Annotated in this window: 23 protein-coding genes and 2 pseudogenes; 19 read left to right on the forward strand and 6 right to left on the reverse strand. The window is 69.5% G+C overall.

Annotated elements, in window-relative coordinates; all coding sequences use genetic code 11:
* Positions 1 to 143: 143 nt before the first annotated feature.
* Positions 144 to 242 (forward strand): annotated as a pseudogene (locus AB0M56_RS42690) (IS481 family transposase); the annotation flags it as partial.
* On the opposite strand, the gene AB0M56_RS42695 reads toward AB0M56_RS42690, so the two are convergent.
* Positions 242 to 868, reverse strand: coding sequence for a LysE family translocator (locus AB0M56_RS42695; RefSeq protein WP_360590379.1), 627 nt, complete (start codon positions 866 to 868; stop codon positions 242 to 244). The pseudogene AB0M56_RS42690 and the gene AB0M56_RS42695 sit on opposite strands and share 1 nt — an antisense overlap.
* A 20-nt stretch (positions 869 to 888) precedes the next feature.
* Entirely contained in the window at positions 889 to 1,515 is a 627-nt protein-coding gene (locus AB0M56_RS42700) for a LysE family translocator (protein WP_364187048.1), read from the reverse strand.
* Between the two features lie 121 nt (positions 1,516 to 1,636).
* On the opposite strand from AB0M56_RS42700, the gene AB0M56_RS42705 reads away from it, so the two are divergent.
* From AB0M56_RS42705 to ehuA, 8 genes are all read left to right on the forward strand, one after another.
* Complete coding sequence (locus tag AB0M56_RS42705; RefSeq protein WP_364187050.1) at positions 1,637 to 2,167, forward strand: hypothetical protein; 531 nt, start codon at positions 1,637 to 1,639, stop codon at positions 2,165 to 2,167.
* Between the two features lie 69 nt (positions 2,168 to 2,236).
* Positions 2,237 to 2,758 carry a hypothetical protein gene (locus tag AB0M56_RS42710; protein ID WP_364187053.1) on the forward strand — a complete coding sequence of 174 codons (522 nt, stop codon included), beginning with the start codon at positions 2,237 to 2,239 and terminating at the stop codon, positions 2,756 to 2,758.
* A 65-nt stretch (positions 2,759 to 2,823) separates the two neighbouring features.
* On the forward strand, positions 2,824 to 3,357 hold the full coding sequence (locus AB0M56_RS42715) for a hypothetical protein (RefSeq protein WP_364187056.1): 534 nt from the start codon (positions 2,824 to 2,826) through the stop codon (positions 3,355 to 3,357).
* A 15-nt stretch (positions 3,358 to 3,372) separates the two neighbouring features.
* Complete coding sequence (locus AB0M56_RS42720) at positions 3,373 to 3,663, forward strand: DUF6191 domain-containing protein (RefSeq protein WP_364187058.1); 291 nt, start codon at positions 3,373 to 3,375, stop codon at positions 3,661 to 3,663.
* Between the two features lie 137 nt (positions 3,664 to 3,800).
* Positions 3,801 to 4,694 (forward strand): ectoine/hydroxyectoine ABC transporter substrate-binding protein EhuB, encoded by an 894-nt coding sequence (ehuB, locus tag AB0M56_RS42725; RefSeq protein WP_364187061.1) that lies wholly within the window; start codon positions 3,801 to 3,803, stop codon positions 4,692 to 4,694.
* 13 nt (positions 4,695 to 4,707) lie between these two features.
* Complete coding sequence (gene ehuC / locus AB0M56_RS42730) at positions 4,708 to 5,418, forward strand: ectoine/hydroxyectoine ABC transporter permease subunit EhuC (RefSeq protein WP_364187064.1); 711 nt, start codon at positions 4,708 to 4,710, stop codon at positions 5,416 to 5,418.
* Positions 5,415 to 6,071, forward strand: a complete 657-nt coding sequence (gene ehuD / locus AB0M56_RS42735) for an ectoine/hydroxyectoine ABC transporter permease subunit EhuD (RefSeq protein ID WP_364187066.1) — start codon at positions 5,415 to 5,417, stop codon at positions 6,069 to 6,071. The genes ehuC and ehuD overlap by 4 nt, the downstream gene beginning before the upstream one ends.
* 7 nt (positions 6,072 to 6,078) lie before the next feature.
* A complete protein-coding gene (gene ehuA / locus AB0M56_RS42740) occupies positions 6,079 to 6,843 on the forward strand; it encodes an ectoine/hydroxyectoine ABC transporter ATP-binding protein EhuA (protein WP_364187267.1) in 765 nt (254 codons plus the stop codon).
* On the opposite strand, the pseudogene AB0M56_RS42745 reads toward ehuA, so the two are convergent.
* Positions 6,840 to 7,381, reverse strand: a pseudogene (locus AB0M56_RS42745) (isochorismatase family protein). The gene ehuA and the pseudogene AB0M56_RS42745 overlap by 4 nt on opposite strands.
* Positions 7,382 to 7,453: 72 nt before the next feature.
* Here AB0M56_RS42745 and AB0M56_RS42750 point away from each other — a divergent pair.
* Complete coding sequence (locus AB0M56_RS42750; protein ID WP_364187069.1) at positions 7,454 to 8,452, forward strand: helix-turn-helix domain-containing protein; 999 nt, start codon at positions 7,454 to 7,456, stop codon at positions 8,450 to 8,452.
* Complete coding sequence (locus tag AB0M56_RS42755) at positions 8,425 to 9,198, forward strand: enoyl-CoA hydratase-related protein (protein WP_364187071.1); 774 nt, start codon at positions 8,425 to 8,427, stop codon at positions 9,196 to 9,198. Before AB0M56_RS42750 ends, AB0M56_RS42755 begins: the two co-directional genes overlap by 28 nt.
* A gap of 16 nt (positions 9,199 to 9,214) precedes the next feature.
* Here AB0M56_RS42755 and AB0M56_RS42760 read toward each other — a convergent pair whose 3' ends face one another.
* Positions 9,215 to 9,754, reverse strand: a complete 540-nt coding sequence (locus AB0M56_RS42760) for an NUDIX hydrolase (protein WP_364187073.1) — start codon at positions 9,752 to 9,754, stop codon at positions 9,215 to 9,217.
* Positions 9,755 to 9,791: 37 nt separating this feature from the next.
* Between AB0M56_RS42760 and nucS the strand changes: the two genes are divergently transcribed.
* The 7 genes from nucS to dhaM all read left to right on the forward strand — a co-directional run bounded on the left by nucS (position 9,792) and on the right by dhaM (position 16,135).
* Entirely contained in the window at positions 9,792 to 10,451 is a 660-nt protein-coding gene (gene nucS, locus AB0M56_RS42765; RefSeq protein WP_364187076.1) for an endonuclease NucS, read from the forward strand.
* 275 nt (positions 10,452 to 10,726) lie between these two features.
* Entirely contained in the window at positions 10,727 to 12,427 is a 1,701-nt protein-coding gene (locus AB0M56_RS42770) for a sodium:solute symporter family protein (RefSeq protein ID WP_364187079.1), read from the forward strand.
* A 13-nt stretch (positions 12,428 to 12,440) separates the two neighbouring features.
* The gene (locus tag AB0M56_RS42775) at positions 12,441 to 12,737 is read left to right on the forward strand and encodes a hypothetical protein (RefSeq protein WP_364187082.1); all 297 of its coding nucleotides are present in this window, start codon (positions 12,441 to 12,443) and stop codon (positions 12,735 to 12,737) included.
* A 47-nt stretch (positions 12,738 to 12,784) separates the two neighbouring features.
* Positions 12,785 to 13,765, forward strand: coding sequence for a hypothetical protein (locus tag AB0M56_RS42780; protein WP_364187085.1), 981 nt, complete (start codon positions 12,785 to 12,787; stop codon positions 13,763 to 13,765).
* Between the two features lie 71 nt (positions 13,766 to 13,836).
* A complete protein-coding gene (gene dhaK, locus AB0M56_RS42785) occupies positions 13,837 to 14,838 on the forward strand; it encodes a dihydroxyacetone kinase subunit DhaK (RefSeq protein ID WP_364187088.1) in 1,002 nt (333 codons plus the stop codon).
* Positions 14,838 to 15,464: a dihydroxyacetone kinase subunit DhaL gene (gene dhaL / locus AB0M56_RS42790; RefSeq protein WP_364187091.1), complete on the forward strand. Its 627-nt coding sequence runs from the start codon at positions 14,838 to 14,840 to the stop codon at positions 15,462 to 15,464. Before dhaK ends, dhaL begins: the two co-directional genes overlap by 1 nt.
* Positions 15,461 to 16,135 (forward strand): dihydroxyacetone kinase phosphoryl donor subunit DhaM, encoded by a 675-nt coding sequence (gene dhaM / locus AB0M56_RS42795; RefSeq protein WP_364187093.1) that lies wholly within the window; start codon positions 15,461 to 15,463, stop codon positions 16,133 to 16,135. Before dhaL ends, dhaM begins: the two co-directional genes overlap by 4 nt.
* Positions 16,136 to 16,375: 240 nt before the next feature.
* Here the strand turns inward: dhaM and AB0M56_RS42800 are convergent, their stop codons facing one another.
* Positions 16,376 to 16,555 (reverse strand): hypothetical protein, encoded by a 180-nt coding sequence (locus AB0M56_RS42800; RefSeq protein WP_220243785.1) that lies wholly within the window; start codon positions 16,553 to 16,555, stop codon positions 16,376 to 16,378.
* Between the two features lie 603 nt (positions 16,556 to 17,158).
* On the opposite strand from AB0M56_RS42800, the gene AB0M56_RS42805 reads away from it, so the two are divergent.
* Entirely contained in the window at positions 17,159 to 17,416 is a 258-nt protein-coding gene (locus tag AB0M56_RS42805; protein WP_364187096.1) for a hypothetical protein, read from the forward strand.
* A 103-nt stretch (positions 17,417 to 17,519) separates the two neighbouring features.
* Here the strand turns inward: AB0M56_RS42805 and AB0M56_RS42810 are convergent, their stop codons facing one another.
* Positions 17,520 to 18,005 (reverse strand): Lrp/AsnC family transcriptional regulator, encoded by a 486-nt coding sequence (locus AB0M56_RS42810; protein ID WP_220243783.1) that lies wholly within the window; start codon positions 18,003 to 18,005, stop codon positions 17,520 to 17,522.
* Positions 18,006 to 18,024: the final 19 nt, after the last annotated feature.

Consider the following 18,024-nt stretch of genomic DNA (forward strand, 5'->3'; position numbering starts at 1 on the left):
TCCGGAAGACATTCGCCGATCACACAGGACAACCGGAGTGGGGACGGGCCAGCGAAACAAGAAGTCGCCAAGCGCTCCATCGACCGGCCCGTCCAGCACCCACGCTAAACCCCACCAAGCGGCTTGACATCCCTTAGGAACGCAACGGGTCCTGCTACAAGTCCCACCTCTGGCGCGACACGCTGCGCGACGCGGACATCACCCACAAACGCACGCGCCCCTACCGGCCGCAGACCAACGGCTAGGCCTCCAGGGCCAGCCCCACGCCGAAGCCGATGAGGACCGTGCCGGTCACGCCGTCGAGGGTGCGGCGCACGCGGCGGCGCTCGAGCCAGCCGCGCACGCGGTGCACGAGCAGGAGCAGCAGGATCTGCCAGACCGCACCCACGGCGGCGACGGTGTAGGCGAGCAGCAGGGCGTCGCCGGTGGTGGTGACGCCGGGCGTGAGGAACTGCGGCAGCACCGAGAGGTAAAGGACCAGCACCTTCGGGTTGGTCACGTTGGAGAGGAACCCCTCGCGCCAGCGGCGGAACGCGCTCTGGCGGGCGCGTTTCGCCTCGGCGAGCGACTGGTAGTCACCGCGCCAGGCGCCGCGCAGCGCCTGGAAACCGAGGTAGCAGAGGTAGGCGACACCGAGCCACTTCACGGTTTCGAAGATCGGGCGCGAGTTCGTGATCACGGCCCCGAGGCCGAGCGCGGCGAGGGTGCCCTGCAGGAAGTTGGCCACGGCGATCCCGGCGCACGCCCACGCGCCACCGCGGGCACCGCCCGACAGCGCGTTCTTGAGGACCACCATGCTGTCGGGACCGGGCGCCACGGCGAGCACCACCATCATGGCGAGGAACCCGCCGTACACACCCCACGTCATGCGGCGAACGTTAACCCGGGTCAGGACTCCAAGGCCAGGGCCGCCCCGAAGCCGACGAGCGCGGTGCCGGTCACGCCGTCGAGCGCGCGGCGCACCTTGCGCTGCTTGAGCCACGCGCGCACGCGGTGCACGAAGAACAGCAGCACCAGCAGCCACACCGTGCCCAGCACCGCCACGGTGTAGGCGAGCACGAGCGCGTCCCACGTGGTGGTGCGCACGGGGTCGAGGAACTGCGGCAGCACCGACAGGTACAGCACGAGGACCTTCGGGTTCGTCACATTGGACAGGAACCCCTCGCGCCAGCGGCGGAAGCCGCTCGTGCGCTTGCGCTGGATCTCCTCGACTTCCGCGTAGTTACCGCGCCACGCGCCGCGCAGGGCCTGGAACCCGAGGAACACGAGGTACCCCGCGCCGAGCCACTTGAGCGTGATGAACACCGGCTGGGACCGGGCGATGACCACGCCGAGCCCGAGCGCCGCGGCCGTGCCCTGCAACGCGTTGCCGGCGAGGATGCCGGCCGTCGCGAGCAGCCCGCCGCGGGCGCCGCCCGACAGCGCGTTCTTCAGCATCACCATCGTGTCCGGTCCCGGCGCCAGGACGATGAGGACCACGATGACGAGATAGCTGCCGTACCCACTCCAAGTCACGTTGTTCCACGGTAATCGCCGCTCACCGCGGAGTCTCGCGGATTTCGGTCACAGCACTTCGCCGCGCGGGGCAACCCCGGCGAACCGGACGACGTGCTCATCCCGGGAGAGGGAGGGTGCGATGAATCCGATCGAAGAAGGCCAAACGGTGTTGTGGACCGGCGGGCCGCAGCGCCGCCACCGGCGCTTCCGTGACTTGTTGCTGTGGCTGCCGGTCGTGGTTCTGGTAGCGGGCTTGGGTCTGCTGGTCGCGTTTTACCCGGACCATGAACTGTGGATCAGCTGGTACTTCTCGATCGTCCCGGCAGTCAGCTTCGCGGCGAACGCCGGCTCGGCGCGGTCCAAGCGGTTCGCCGCGACCTCGTACATCGTGACCGACCGGCGGCTGATCCTCGTGGTGCACTGGCCGCACGGCAACGATTTCCGCTGGGTCCCGATCCGTCTGCTCGGCTCGCCGCGGGTGCACGAGCTGGGCGACGGGGTCGGCACCGTCGACTTCGACCGGTCGGTGACGCGGTGGATGCGCCGGCGGGAGCCGTGGCGATTCCCCAGCCTGGCCCCGATCGATCCGGAACTGATCGCCATCCCCGACGCGCGGAAGGTCGCCGAGCTCATCGACCGCAACGCAGCGCACGCCTCGGTCGCCGGGTAGGCACGGGAAGTTCGCCATGCTGGGCAACCCCGGCGAACCGGACGGCGTACTCACTACCGGGAAGGCGCGATGTATCCAATCGAGCCGGACGAGACGGTGTTGTGGACGGGGCGGCCGCAGCGGTACTACTGGCGTTACCGCGACTACCACTGGTTCGTGGTGGTCCTGGTGGCCATCGTGGCCGGCCTGGTCCTGACGGGCATCTACGACGCCCCGGAGGCCGGTATCCCGGTCATCGCCGTGACGGTGTCGAGCATCGTCGGCTCCGCGATCGCGCGGCACTGGGAGCGGGCGAGCCGCGTCGGGGCGACCACGTACGTCGTGACCGACCGGCGGCTGCTGTTCGCCCGGTACTGGCCGCAGGGCTCCGAGTTCCGCTGGATTCCCTTGGCGTACCTGCGCCGGCCGCGGGTACGCGACATCGGGGGTGGGCTCGGCATCATCGACTTCCGGCCGACCGTGTCGGAGTGGGTCAAGGACCAGGGGTACCGGCCGCGGCCCGTGTGGTACCCGGAGCTGCCGGAGCTGATGGGAATCCGCGACGCGCACGAGGTCGCCGAACTCATCTCGCGGACGTCGATCGCCAGGTGAGTTCGCCGCGCGGGGCAACCCCGTCGAACCGGGCAGCGTGCTCAGTTCAGGAATGGGAGGGCGCGATGTTTCCGATCGAAGAGGGCGAGACCGTGCTGTGGTCCGGCCGCCCGCAGCGCTACCACCGGCGGTTCCGCGACTACTACTGGTGGGTGGTGCTCGCGATCCTCGTGTTCGGCGGCAGCTTCGTGATCGCTTGGTTCGACGTGCTGAGCGCGGCCTTCTACGCGTGGATCATCGTGCTCGTGCTCGTCGTCGGGTTCGCGGTCGAGCGCCCGAAGGAACGCCGCGCGCTGCTCGCCATCACGACCTACTTCGTCACCGACCGCCGGCTGGTGTTCGTCGCCCAGGGCGGGTCGGGCTCGGAGTTCCGCTGGGTGCCGCTCGCGGCGCTCCGGCCGCCCCGGGTACACGACCTCGGCGACGGCCTCGGGACGATCGACTTCCGCCCGACCTGGTGGGAGTGGGTCAAGGACCAGGAGTACCGGCCCCGGCCCGCGTGGCACCCGATGCTGCCGGAACTGGTCGCCGTCCGCGATGCCGCCCAGCTCGCCGACCTGATCGCGCGGAACGCGGCCCGCCCGTCGCACGTTGGGTGACACGTGCAGGTCATCATGTCGATCGCCTTGCCCGCCGCGACGCTGTTGTTCGTCATCGTGGGCGCCTGGGAAGTGCGGCCGGGCCGCAAGCCGTCGCGGCTGAAGCGGCGACTGTCCTCGACGTACCTCGACGAGGTCACCTCGTTCCTCTACGGCACCAAGCGCAACGAACTCGAGCACCGCGACTCCGTGGAGATGACCCTCGACCAGGACGCTCATGGTGCGCCGCCGCTGGGGATGATCGACCTGGACCGCGGCGTGGCGATCGTGCGTCCCGCGAACCAGGACAAACGGGCCACGGACTGAAAGCTTTCGAACACGGATTGTTCCGGCCGGTCAATTTACGGTAACGGCTGGCGCTTATCGGCTGTGCTCGGCGTGCCTCGTACCCGGTCGACACCTACGTTCGACGCACGGAAATGTGATCGAAACGAGGTGCTGTGATGAAGCACGACGAATGGTCGCGACGGCAGTTGTTCCGGAGATCCGCGCTGGTGGGAGCAGCCGTACTGGGTGGGCCGGTGTTTCTTTCCGCATGTACGTCGACGTCGTCCGGTGACGCGTTGCAGGCGGCTCAGTCCGCGAAGAAGATCAAAATCGGAATCGCGAACGAATCCCCCTACGGATTCACCGATCAAAGCGGAAAAGTCACGGGCGAGGCCCCTGAAGTAGCGCGAGTCGTATTCCGGAACTTGGGGATCGACAACGTCGAGGCGAGCGCGGTCTCCTTCGACCAGTTGATCCCGGCGCTGAACGCGAAGCAGTACGACGTGGTGGCGGCCGGCATGAACATCACGGCGGCACGCTGCGGGCAGGCCGCGTTCTCCATCCCGGACTACTCGGCGCTGACCGCGCTGCTCGTGCCGAAGGGCAACCCGCAGCAGGTGCTGACGTTCCAGGACATCGCGGCGAAGAAGGTCAAGGTCGCGGTGCTGTCCGCGGCGGTCGAGAAGGGTTACGCGACCAGTGCCGGTGTGTCCGAGGACCAGATCCAGACGCTGGACTCCCAGGACAACATGCTGCGCGCCGTCACCGACGGCCGCGTCTACGCCGCGGCGCTCACCGACATCTCGCTGAAGGACGTGCTGAAGAAGAACCCCGGCGCGGCCGCCGAGGTGACCCCGGGGTTCGACCCGGTCGAAAACGGCGTGCCGGTGATCTCGGCGGGCGGGTTCGTCTTCCGCACGGCCGACAAGCCGCTGCTCGACGCGTTCAACACCGAACTGAAGAAGCTGCACGACAGTGGGGAGTGGACGAGGATCGTCGCGCCCTTCGGCTTCACGCAGGCGAACCTGCCGAAGCCGGACGTGACGACCGAGAAGCTCTGCGCCGCGTGACGGGCGACGCGCCGTGTCGAACGTGCCGCACATCATCTCGTCCATCCTCGCCGGGCTGGGCATCACGGTCGAGGCCGCGGTCGGCGGGATCGTCGTCACCATCGTCGTCTCGCTGATCGCCGGACTCGCCCTGCTCTCACCGAGGTGGCCCGTCCGGGCGGTCGCGCGGGTGTACGTCGAGGTTTTCCGCGGAACGTCCGAGGTCGTCCAGCTGTTCTGGCTGTATTTCGTGCTTCCGGTGCTCGTCGGGCTCCAGCTGGTGCCGTTGTTCGCCGGCATCCTGGTCCTTGGCCTGAACCACGGGGCGTACGGCGCCGAGGTCGTGCGCGGCGCCGTGCGGTCGGTGCCGAAGGCGCAGTACGAAGGGGCTGTCGCGCTCAACTTCTCACCGGTGCAGCGGATGGTGCGGGTGCTCCTGCCGCAGGCGTTCGCCGAGATGCTGCCGCCCTTCAACAACCTGTTCATCCAGCTGCTGAAGAGCACCGCGCTGCTGTCGTTCATCTCCGCGGGCGAGATCACCGAACGCGGTGAGCTGTTGCGGCCGGTGTTCGGCGCGGACATCGGCTGGATCTACGGCACCGAGCTGGTGCTCTACCTCCTGCTCGCCATCCTGATCACGACCGGGATGCGGGCGCTGGAGCGGTGGGCGGCGCGCCGGCTCGGCCGCGCACCGGTGGCGAGCACGGCCCGGGTGCTCTCGGTGGGGGCCGGAGGCACCGGATGAACTGGGACTGGCAGGCCGCCGCCGACGCGCTCCCGTTGCTGCTGAAGGGATTGCTGGTCACGGTCGAGCTCACGTTGCTCGGTTCGGCCGTCGCGTACGCGCTCGGCTTGGTGCTGGCCTTGCTGCGCCGGGCCGGGATCCCGGTACTTTCGCGGCTGGTGTTGTTCTTCATCGAGTTCATCCGCAGCACGCCGCTGCTGATCCAGGTCTTCGTACTGTATTGGCTCGTTCCGCCGTTGACGGGGATCACGATGTCGGCGTTCGTCACCGGTGTCGTGGCGCTCGGCGTGCACTACGCGACCTACACCGCCGAGGTCTACCGGGCCGGGATCGAAGCCGTCCCGAAAGGACAGTGGGAGGCGGCGGTGGCGCTGAACCTGCCACGCCCGCGGGTGTGGACGGCGGTGGTGCTGCCCCAAGCGATCCCGCGGGTGGTGCCGGCGCTGGGCAACTACACGATCTCGATGTTCAAGGAAACGCCGCTGCTGCTGGCGATCGGCGTGCTGGACGTGCTCAACCGCGCCAAGGAGGTCGGTGCGGAGACCTTCCGCGTCGTCGAGCCCTACACCCTGGCCGGGGTGCTGTTCCTGCTGGTCAGCCTGCCCTCGTCATTGCTGGCCCGACGATTGGAACGCCGTGCCGAACGAACCTGACACCGCGATGATCCGGTTTTCCGGTGTGGTCAAGAAGTTCGGCGACCACGTCGTGCTCGACAACCTCGGCTTCACCGTGGCGCCGGGGGAGTTCGTCTCGCTGATCGGTCCCAGTGGATCGGGCAAGACGACGATCTTGCGACTGCTGATGACGTTGGAGAAGGTGGACGGCGGCACGATCGACGTCGGCGGCGAGTGCCTGAGCCACACTCGCCGCGGCGACCGGCTGGTGCCCGCGGACGAGAAGCACCTGCGGCTGATGCGGCGGCACATCGGCATGGTGTTCCAGCAGTTCAACCTGTTCCCCAACATGAACGTGCTGCGCAACATCACCGAGGCGCCGGTGCGTTCGCTCGGGGTGCCGGCGGCCGAGGCCGAGCAGCGGGCGCGTGAGCTGCTCGGCCTGGTCGGCCTCGAGGACAAGGCCGAAGCGCATCCGACGCGGCTCTCCGGCGGGCAGCAGCAGCGGGTCGCGATCGCCCGGGCTCTGGCGATGCGGCCCGACGTGCTGCTGCTCGACGAGGTCACCTCGGCGCTGGACCCGGAGCTGGTCGCCGACGTCCTGCGAGTGCTGCGCGACATCGCGACCACCACGGACATCACCATCCTGTGCGTGACGCACGAGATGCAGTTCGCGCAGGACGTTTCGGACCGGGTGATGATGTTCGACCACGGCCGGGTCCTGGAGGAGGCGCCGCCGGAGAAGCTGTTCACCGCTCCTTCGCACGAGCGGACGAAGGAGTTCCTGCGGGCGGTGATCGACCGGCGCTAGCCCAGGATTTCCTCGGTGGCCCGCACCGTCGCGAACTGGTTGTGCAGGTTCGCCGCGGTGACGCGCGAAAGCTCGTCGGCCGTCACGGTTGTGCCGTCGAGGGCGGGCAGGCGAACGTGAAGGTCGCGTCGAGCGCGAAGGTCACGTCGTAGCCGAGGTTGCCGCCCATGCGGGCCGTGGTCTCGCAGCAGAAGTTGGTCTGGATCCCGGCGAGGACGAAGCTCGTGATGCCGTGGGTCTTGAGCCACGCGTCGAGGTCGACGTCGCCGAGGAAGGCCGAGTTCACCTTCTTGCCGAAGACCAGGTCGGGGCGGGCGCCGTCGAGCTCGGGCAGGAAGTCGTTACCCGGCTGGCCGGGCCGCAGCGGCGAATCGGCGTGCACGGAGTCGTGGTGCACGACGACCACGGGGGCGCGGCGCAGCTGCCACGTGTCGAGCAGGGCCTTGATGTTGGCCTCCGCGCCGGGGTTGTTGCGCGGGCCCCAGAACTGCTCGTCGGAGAACCCGCGCTGGACGTCGATGAGGATGAGTGCGGTCATACCGCTGAGTCTCGCCGGGCCACGAGCACCGAGGGGAGTGGCAGAAGGCGCGCGATCCGGTACTTTCCTGCCATGCGGACGATCGGGGTGCTGCTCCTGCCGGGTACGCGCGCGTTCGACCTCGGGGTGATCGCCGAGGTCTGGGCGCAGGACCGCAGCGAGAGCGGGATCGGCCCGTTCACCGTGCGGCTGTGCGGGGCGGGCCGGCGGCGTACCCCGTTGTCCCCCTTCGGGGAGGTCACGCCGACGCACGGGTTGACCGGACTCGACGGCTGCGACCTGGTCCTCGCGCCCGGCCGCGACGATCCGCACGCCCCGGTGCCGCCCGCCGCGTCGGCCGCGTTGCACCGGGTCCACCGTTCCGGCGCGACGGTGGCGGGCCTGTGCTCCGGCGCGTTCACCCTCGCGGCAGCGGGCTTGCTCGACGGCCGCCCCGCGACCACGCACTGGTGGGACCTCGACGCACTCGCCGTCGCGGCGCCGAGAGCGGAGCTGCAGCGCGACGTCCTCTACACCGAGTGCGACGGCGTGCTCACCTCGGCGGGCGTGGTCGGCGGTCTCGACCTCTGCCTGCACCTCGTGCGCCGCGACCACGGCGCCCACGTCGCGGCGAAACTCGCGCGGCGTCTCGTGATGCCGCCCGCACGCGAGGGCGGCCAGCGCCAGTACGTCGAGAACCCGTTGCCCGCGGCGCCTGCCCGGCCGGGTCTGTCGTCCACTATGGACTGGGCGCTGACGCGGCTGGCCGAGGAGATCGGCGTGGCGGACCTGTGCGGCCACGCCGGGATGAGCGAGCGGACGTTCCACCGCGAGTTCGCCGCGGCCACGGGCGTCACGCCGGGGCGGTGGCTGCGCGTGCAACGGGTGCGCCTGGCGCAACGCCTGCTGGAGACCACCGAGCTGCCGGTGGAGCGCGTCGCGCAGCGGTCGGGGCTGGGCACGGCCGCGAACTTGCGCCGTCGGCTGCGCGCGGAGGTCGGCGTCGGGCCCGATTCGTACCGGCGCACGTTCCGTTCCGCGCCCGGCGGCGTTACGGTCGGGGTATGGCCGAGTACGAGCACATCCTCGTGAAGCGCGACGGCGACACGATCACCATCACGATGAACCGCGCCGCGCGGCGCAACTCACTGTCCGCCGACCACCTGACCGAGCTGCTCGCGGCGTTCCGCGAAGCCGGCACCACCGGCGCGACGGGCATCGTCCTCGCCGGCGCCGGCCCGGTCTTCTCCGCGGGCCACGACTTCGGCGACGTCGCCGCGCGCGACCTCATGGGCGTGCGCGAGCTGCTGACGTTGTGCACCGAGCTGATGCGCACCATGCAGTCGCTGCCGCAGATCGTGGTCGCGCGCGTGCACGGCCTGGCGACCGCGGCGGGCTGCCAGCTCGTGGCCTCGTGCGACCTCGCCGTCGCCGCGTCTTCCGCGGGTTTCGCCCTGCCCGGTGGCAAAGGCGGCTGGTTCTGCCACACCCCGGCCGTCCCGGTGGCGCGCTCGATCGGCCGCAAACGCCTGATGGAGCTGGCTCTGACCGGCGACGTCGTCGACGCCGCCACCGCGCTCGACTGGGGCCTGGTCAACTCCGTCGTCCCGGACGACGAGCTGGACGACGCCGTCGCCGCCCTGCTCGCGCGGGCCACGCGCGGCAGCCGCGCGAGCAAGGCCATGGGCAAGCAGACGCTGTACGCCCAGCTCGACCGCCCGGAAGCCGACGCCTACGCCATCGCGTTGGAGGTCATGGCCTCGGCGTCGCAGCTGCCGGGCGCGCGGGAAGGCATGGCGGCATTCCTCGAGAAGCGCAAGGCGGAGTGGCCAGACTGAGAAGTCTCAGCCGCATTCAACGACGCTCCCGCAGCAGCAGGAGCGTGTACGCGGCGATCGACTGCGCGTCGGTGATGCCGCCCGCCGAGATCATCTTCTCGACCTCCGAGCGGGTGAACCACGCCGTGGTCATGTCCTGTTCCTCGAGCTCGCGTTCCGGCTCGCCCTCGGTCAGTTCGGTGGCGAGGTAGACGTGGCCGCGCTGGCTCGACATGCCGGGCGCGACTTCCAGCAGCCCGATCTCCGTGACGGTTCCGGCCCGCAGGCCCGTTTCCTCGCGCAGCTCGCGGCGCGCGAGCTCGGCGGGCGGCGTCTCGGCGAGGTCGGGGGCCGTGCCCTGGCAGAACTCCCAGCGACGCTCGCCGACGGGATAGCGGAACTGGTCGACCAGGAGCACGCGGTCGCCGTCCATCGGGATGATCAGGGCGTAGGTCGGTTTGTCGACCACCCCGTAGATGCCTTCGCTGCCGTCGGTACGGCGAATGGCGTCCTCTCGCACCGTCATCCAGTTGTTCCGATACACCTCGCGGGTCGCGACACGCTGAATGGGGTCCACTCGCCCAGTATCGCCGAGCCTGTCCTACCCTCGGCGGGTGCGTCTCGTGATCGCTCGCTGCCAGGTCGACTACGCCGGCCGCCTCACCGCCCACCTGCCGATGGCCACGCGCCTGCTCCTCGTCAAGTCGGACGGTTCGGTGTCCGTGCACTCGGACGACCGCGCGTACAAGCCCCTGAACTGGATGAGCCCGCCCTGCTGGCTCATCGAGGACGGCAAGCTGTGGATCGTCGAGAACAAGCAGGGCGAGAAGCTCGTGATCTCGCTCGACGAGATCTACCACGACCACGAGCAAGAGCTGGGCGCCGAACCGGGCCTACAGAAGGACGGCGTGGAAGCGCACCTGCAGGAACTGCTCGCCGAGCACATCAAGACCCTCGGCGACGGCTACACCCTCGTGCGCCGCGAGTTCCCCACCGCGATCGGCCCGGTCGACATCATGGCCCGCGACGCGGACGGCAAGTCGGTCGCCGTGGAGATCAAACGCCGCGGCGAGATCGACGGCGTCGAGCAGCTCACGCGCTACCTCGAACTCCTCAACCGCGACCCGCTCCTGGCCCCCGTCCAGGGCGTCTTCGCCGCGCAGATCATCAAGCCCCAGGCCCGCACCCTCGCGGAAGACCGCGGCATCCGCTGCCTGACCCTCGACTACGACGCCCTGCGCGGCATCGAATCGGACGAGTTCCGGCTGTTCTGAGCCGCCGGCGCAACCCCCGACGACCGTCCTGAGTGGACGATGTGGTGCCTTGTGAGCGCATCTGCGCGTTCGTGAGGTTCCGGTCATCGGTACCCGAGCCGTCAAGATCACACTCCTCGAACGCCCGCGTTTCCCCAGCTCATCGCCGTGGCGAGAAGGCGTTTTCCGAGATCGCCCGTGTCGGGGTGCCGCTTCGGAATCCATGCAGTACTGTCCGGATCTGACAGGACGCTGGTGTTTCCTGTGGGAAATTGTTGAATTCGGAGGTGGCTCGCGTGGAGGTCCTTGCCGACGCGAACCTGCGGCTCGACGCGAGTGCGATCGACTACATCGAGCTGGCGTTCTATTTCGTGCTGGTGCTGGGCATCGGCTATCTCGCCCGCAAGCAGGTGTCGAGCAGTCTCGACTTCTTCCTCTCCGGGCGCTCGCTCCCGGCGTGGGTGACCGGCCTGGCGTTCATCTCGGCCAACCTCGGCGCGATCGAGGTCATGGGCATGTCCGCCAACGGCGCCGAGTACGGCCTGCCGACGGCGCACTACTTCTGGATCGGCGCGATCCCCGCGATGCTGTTCCTCGGCGTCGTGATGATGCCGTTCTACTACGGCTCCAAGGTGCGCAGCGTTCCCGAGTTCATGCTCCGGCGCTTCGGCCCCGCCGCCCACTGGGTCAACGGCAGCAGCTTCGCGCTCGCGCAGATCCTCATCGCGGGCGCCAACCTGTACCTGCTGGCCAGCGTCGTGAACCTGCTGCTGGGCTGGCCGATCTGGGTCTCGATCATCATCGCGGCCGTCATCGTGCTCACCTACACCGCGCTCGGTGGCCTTTCGGCGGCCATCTACAACGAGGTGCTGCAGTTCTTCGTCATCCTCGCGGCGCTGATTCCGCTCACGATCGTCGGCCTGTACAAGGTCGGCGGCTGGAACGGCCTCATCGAGAAGGTGACCAACAGCCCGGGCGGCGCCGCGCAGACGCACTCGTGGCCCGGCAACCAGCTGACCGGTTTCGGCAGTAACTTCCTGTCGGTGCTGGGTCTCGTGTTCGGCCTCGGGTTCGTGCTCTCGTTCGGTTACTGGACCACGAACTTCGTCGAGGTCCAGCGCGCGATGGCGTCGAAGAGCATGTCGGCCGCGCGGCGTACGCCGATCATCGGCTCGTTCCCGAAGATGTTCATCCCGTTCGTGGTGATCATCCCGGGCATGGTCGCCGCGGTGACCGTGACCGAGCTGCAGGGCGCGAACAAGCAGGCCCTGCTCGACGGCAAGCCCGCGCCCAGCGGCGCCACCTTCAACGACGCGCTGCTGCTGCTGATGCGCGACGTGCTGCCGAACGGCATCCTCGGCGTCGCGATCGCGGGCCTGCTCGCGTCGTTCATGGCCGGCATGGCGGCGAACCTCAGCTCGTTCAACACCGTGTTCACCTACGACATCTTCCAGACCTACATGGTGAAGAACCGGCCGGACAAGTACTACCTGAACACCGGCCGCGTGGTGACCATGGTCGCGACGGTCCTGGCGGTCGGCACGGCGTTCATCGCGTCGACGTACGCGAACCTGATGGACTACCTGCAGACGCTGTTCTCGTTCTTCAACGCGCCGCTGTTCGCCACGTTCATCCTCGGCATGTTCTGGAAGCGGATGAGCAAGGCGGCCGGCTGGTCGGGCCTGGTGGTCGGCACGGCGGCGGCGATCGTGGTGTTCGTGCTCGACAAGACCGACGTCATTTCCCTGCCGGGGCAGGGCGCCAGCTTCGTGGCCGCGATCGCGGCGTTCGTCGTCGACATCGTGGTGAGCGTGGGTGTCACGTACTTGACGCCGCCCAAGCCGGAATCGGAGCTGGTGGGCCTGGTCTACTCGCTCACGCCACGCAATTCGCTCAAGCACGAGACCACGGGCGAAGACGCGGGCTGGTACCGAAAGCCGGTGCTGCTGGCCGGCATCGCCGCCGTCATCACCCTCGTCCTGAACTTCGCCTTCTAGGAGGACGACCGCCATGGCAACGGAATCCACACCGCGGGCGCACAAGGCCGGAGCGTTCGACATCCGCCTGATCATCGCCCTGCTGACCGGCGTGTACGGCATCATCCTGACGGTGATGGGCGCGGCGTTCGACACCGAGGCCGACCGCGTGAAGTCGTCCGGGGTGAACATCAACCTGTGGGCCGGTATCGCCCTGCTGATTTTCACGGCGCTGTTCATTCTGTGGGCGCGGCTGCGGCCGATCGTCGTGCCGGACCAGACCGGGCAGCCCGACGAGGACGAGACCACCGAACCGCCGGCAGCCGGATAGGCGGGTTGTCCGGACAGCCGGGGCCGGCTGCCGCTACCGTGCTCCGCGTGGCGCGCGATCTCAAACTCGGCCGGCTGTTTCCCCTGGTGGTGGCCAGTGTCCTCCTCCTGGCCGCCTGTGGTGGTCCGCAGCTGGGCAAGGAGAATTTCCCCCGCACCACCGTCCCCGCCGCGAGCGGGGACGGTGGCAGCGGGCCGATCACCGATGCCGCGGTCGCGGCGGGCGCGCTGCGCCAGGTGCTGCCGTGCCAGTTCCTCGACAACACGTCGCTCTCCGCGCTGGGCACGCCCGAGGGTGAGCCCACGGCGTCGAGCGTCCGGTTCGATGAGTGCAGCGCCAAAGTGCGCGACGCCGGCGGCAAGGAGCTCTCGGTCGACGTGCAGCTCGGCGCGATCGTGCTGTTCGCCTCCGACAAGACCACGGGCCAGGTCGGCGGCCTGCCGCAGGTCGAGGTGCCCGACACCACCGGCGGTTCGTGTGAGGTCAGCGCGCTCACCTCGCGCGATCCGAGCCTCGGCCTCGCGTTCGAGATCGATTACCCGGGTGGCGATCCGTGTCGTGCGGGACGAACCTTGCTCGCTCCCGCCGTGGACAAGCTGCACAACTCCCCGCAGAAATACCCGGACGTCAAGGGATCCGTGCTCACGGCCGACGCGTGCGCGGTGCTCGACCAGTCCGCCGTGGACGCCGTGCTGAAGGGCACGAAGGGCGGGGCGACCGGGCTGCACAGCTGCCAATGGGGCAACAGCCCGAACATCGCGGTGATGTTTTTCCCGGCCCTCCCGCCGCTGGAGGGCGACGGCTGGCTGAAGGCCGACGTCGGCGGCGCGAACCAGGCGTACGCCAAAAAGGGCACGGCCGGGACGGACTGCAAGGTCGAGTGGCAGCACCGGCCGTGGCAGGGTGACCACGTGGAAGTCGTCCAGGTGGGGTTCACCGACTACGACCTCAAGCCCGGTACCGGCGACCCGTGTGCGACGGCGACGACGCTGGCGAAAAGCGTCGCGGGGAACCTGCCGCGGGCCTGAACCTTGGCGGCGGGCCGGTGTCGGCGGCTAGGTTGGGGGCATCCACCACGCCGATGTGTCGGAGGCCTGTCATGAAGAAGATCATCAACGATCCGGCGACAGTGGTCGCGGAGTCCTTGAGAGGCCTCGCCGTGGCCCACGCCGACATCGTCCGCGTCCAGGAGGACCCGGCCGTCGTGGTGCGGGCCGACGCGCCGGTGCCGAGCAAGGTAGCCGTCATCTCGGGCGGCGGCTCCGGCCACGAACCGATGCACGGCGGGCTCGTCGGGCGCGGCATGCTCGACGCGGCGGTGCCCGGCGCGGTGTTCACGTCCCCGACGCCGGACGCGGTGCAGGCCGCGGTCGCCGCGACGACCGGGCCGTCCGGTGCGTTGCTGATCGTGAAGAACTACACCGGTGACGTGCTGAACTTCGAGACCGCCGCCGAGCTGGCCGCGGCCGAGGACCTCGATGTGCGCAGCGTCGTGATCGACGACGACGTCGCGGTGAAGGACTCCACGTTCACCGCCGGCCGCCGTGGCGTCGGCGGGACCGTGCTGCTGGAGAAGATCGTGGGCGCGGCCGCGGAGCGGGGCGACTCGCTCGACGCCGTGGAGGCGCTGGCGCGCAAGGTCGTCGGGCAGGTGCGGTCGATCGGGGTGGCGTTGAGCGCGCCGACCGTGCCGCACGTCGGCGAGCCGAGCTTCGACCTGGGGCCGGATGAGATCGAGTTCGGCATCGGCATTCACGGCGAGCCGGGCCGCGAGCGCATCCCGGCCGAGCCCGCCGACGCGCTGGTGGCGCGGATGGTCGAGGCGGTCGTGTCGGACCTGCCGTACGAGCCGGGCGACAAGGTGCTGCTGTTCACGAACTCCATGGGTGCCACGCCGTTGCTGGAGCTCTACCTCGCGCACGGCATCGCCGAGCGGCTGCTGGCCGAGCGTGGGATCGTGGTCGAGCGCAGGCTGGTCGGCCCGTACATCACGAGTCTCGAGATGCAGGGGATGAGCCTGACGCTGCTGAAGCTGGACGACGAGCTGACCGAGCTGTGGGACGCGCCTGTGTGGACGCCCGCGCTGCGGTGGGGGATCTGATGGGTTGTTCTTCCGAAGGAGTCGCGGCCGCGCTGCGAGCCGCGGCCGAAGTCGTGGCCGAGCACCGCTCCGAACTGGTGGAGCTCGACCGCGCCATCGGCGACGGCGACCACGGCGAGAACATGAGCCGTGGGTTCACCGCGATCGTGTCCGCCCTGGAGACGGAGGTGCCCGCCACCCCGGCGGGCGTCGCCAAACTGGCGGCCACCACGTTGATCTCGAAGGTCGGCGGCGCGGCGGGACCGTTGTACGGCACGGCTTTCCTGCGCGCGTCGACGAAACTGGGCGACGCGGCTTCGATCGACGTGCCGCTGCTGGTGGCCGCTCTGCAGGCCGCTTTGGACGGTGTGCAGGCGCGTGGCAAAGCGGTGGGCGGCGACGCGACGATGGTCGACGCGCTCATCCCGGCCGTCTCCGCGGCCGCCGATTGCCCCGCGGACGCTTCGATCGCGGACGTGCTGACCGCGGCGGCCGACGCGGCCGACCGCGGCGCCGAGTCCACAGTGGACCTGATACCCCGTAAGGGCCGGGCTTCGTATCTGGGCGAACGCGCCGTCGGTCATATGGACCCCGGGGCCCGCTCCACGGCCCTGCTGCTGCGCGCGTTCGCGGAGGCCGCCCGGTGACCGTGGGGATCGTGCTCGTCTCGCACAGCGCCAAACTGGCCGAAGGCCTGGCCGACCTGGCCGCCCAAATGGCCCCCGACGTCCGCATCATCCCCGCCGGCGGCCTCCCCGACGGCGGCGGCATCGGCACCGACTACGACGAAGTCGTGGCCGCCGCCCAACGCGCCGACTCCGGCGACGGCGTGGTGCTGCTGTACGACCTGGGCAGCGCGCAGATGACGGCGGAACTCGCGGTGGAGTCGCTTTCCGGCGGCCTTGCCGCCGTGGTCGCCGACGGCCCTCTGGTGGAGGGCGCCATCGCGGCCGCCGTCGCTGCTCAGGGCGGGGCGGACCGCAAGGCAGTGGCTTCGGCCGCTGCCGGCGCCGGCCTGGCCCCGGACCTCGCCGCGGTGGACTCTCCTGGTGATGCCCAGGAGAAGGAACTCACGCTGACGAACGAGGTCGGCCTCCACGCCCGGCCCGCCGCCGTCCTGGTGCGCAGCCTGGCCTCCGTGGAAGCCGAGGTGACGATCCGCCTGGGCGACCAGGAAGCCGACGCCCACAGCGTCCTGGCCCTCATGTCCCTCGGCGCCCGCCAGGGAGACCACATCGTGGTGCGCGCCCGGGGGCCCGAGGCCTCGGACGCGCTCGCCAAGGTGACTGGTCTGGTGGAGTCGAACTTCGGGGAGTAGTGGGTGCACGGGCGGACAGCCAGAGCCGTTGACCGTCACGGCCCGGCAGAAATTCCCCCGCCCTCCCAAAGGGGGCGTGCCCATGTCCATTCTATCGGCCCACTCCGACAGAATCGGTGACTCAGCGCCGGATCGCGTCAGTTGTCCACAACTCGGTAAGCCTGTGGACAACTGAGGCGATCCCGGCGTTCTCTTCATCACCCACCCGCGCATTCCGGCAATTCACTAACCGGAATCCCCTCACGCCGCCAGTGCGATCCCCAGCCAGATCGCCCCGATCACGGCTGCCCCGCACAACGCCGCGAGCAGCAACATCACCGTGCTGATCTGCCCCGGCTGGCGCGGCAGTCGCATCGGTTGCGTCGGCGGGCCCCAGTAGTCCTGGGAATTCTGTGCGGCCGGTCCGGTCGTGCTCGTCATGGCGCTACCTCCATCCCTCGACCGGCTAATCCTTTGTGGTCCGGACGTCGGGCCGGCCGCGTTGTCCGTTACCGGAATCGAGGACCGGATTTTGACCGATTCCCGATCGAAAGGAATCGTCGCGGTCGGTATTCGCGCTGATCTCCGGAGTTGTCGGTGCCGAGCGATACCCTCGCGCGGTGAACCTCCGCGCCGAGTTCAGTGCTCTGATCGAGCACGCTCGCACCGCGATGCGACTCCACCCCGTTCAAGGCGAACCCGCCGCGAGCGAGAGCCACCTCGGCGGTCCGCTGCTGTGGCCCGAGAACGAGCCGTGGCCGACGTGTCCCGTGACCTGGCCGCCGCGGCCCGAGGCGTCCGGCGATGGTTGGACCACCGGCCACCCGGACGACGAGCCGGTGCCGGCGATGGTCGGCGCCGCCCAGTTCTACCGCCGCGACTTCCCGGAGCTTCCGTTCCCCGGCAGCGCGGATCTGGCGCAGGTCCTGCTGTGCCCGACTCTGCACGAAAGCAAGCACCACTACGGCCCCGCCGTGCGTCTGCTCTGGCGAGACTCGAGCACCGTCGGCGAAGTCGCCGGAGCCACCCGAAGAGGCGGACGACATGTTCCTCCCCCAGCCACGCGTCCTGCACCCGTGCCGCCTCCGGGAATTCCCCTACGTCGAGGAGTTCTCCCAGGACCGCCGCGCGGAGCTGGGGTTGCCGACGAGCCGCGATGACGTCGAGTACGAGCTCGGCCAGTTCTCGAAAGTCGGCGGCTGGACGGCTTGGTACGCAGGGGATCCGGACGACCTGAGCTGCCGCGAGTGCGGCGCGCGCCTGCGTCAGGCGATCGCCCTGGCGACGCAGGAGGACGAGTAGCCCTGCGGGTGCGAGCGGAGTGACGACGAGGAAGCCGGCTGGGAGTTCGGCGAGCAGGGCGCGTTGAACATTTTCCTGTGCCCCACCGACCCGCGGCACCCCGTCAAGGTGCGGACGGGGTAGGCGGCAGCAGCGGCCCACCGCTCCAGTGCTGGAACACCAGGTTCGTGTGCACGCGTGCGACCTCGTCACGGGCCGTGAGCTCGTCCAGCACCAGCCGCTGGAGTTCGGCGGCCGAGCTGGTGGCCACGTGGGCGAGGAAGTCGTCCGGGCCGGTGAGGTGGTAGACGGCGCGCACCTCGGGCAGAGCGAGCAGGTCGGACACGAACGGGTCCACCAGCTCGCGCCGGTGGGGCCGGACCTGCACGAACAGGAACGCCTCCAGCGGCCGCCCGAGTTTGGCGGCGTCGACGGAGGCGTGCTGGCCCGTGATCACGCCCGTCGAGCGGAGGCGGGCCACGCGGTCGAGGCAGGTGGACGGCGCGACGCCGACGGCGGCCGCGAGGTCCTTGTTCGACGTCCGGGCATCGTTCTGCAGCACGCGCAGAATCTCGAGGTCCACCGTGCTCAGTTCGACGGAATCGCTCATCCGCGAATGATATCCGAAA

This window comes from Amycolatopsis sp. NPDC051372, assembly GCF_040682095.1.
In the GTDB taxonomy this organism is placed as follows: Bacteria; Actinomycetota; Actinomycetes; order Mycobacteriales; family Pseudonocardiaceae; genus Amycolatopsis.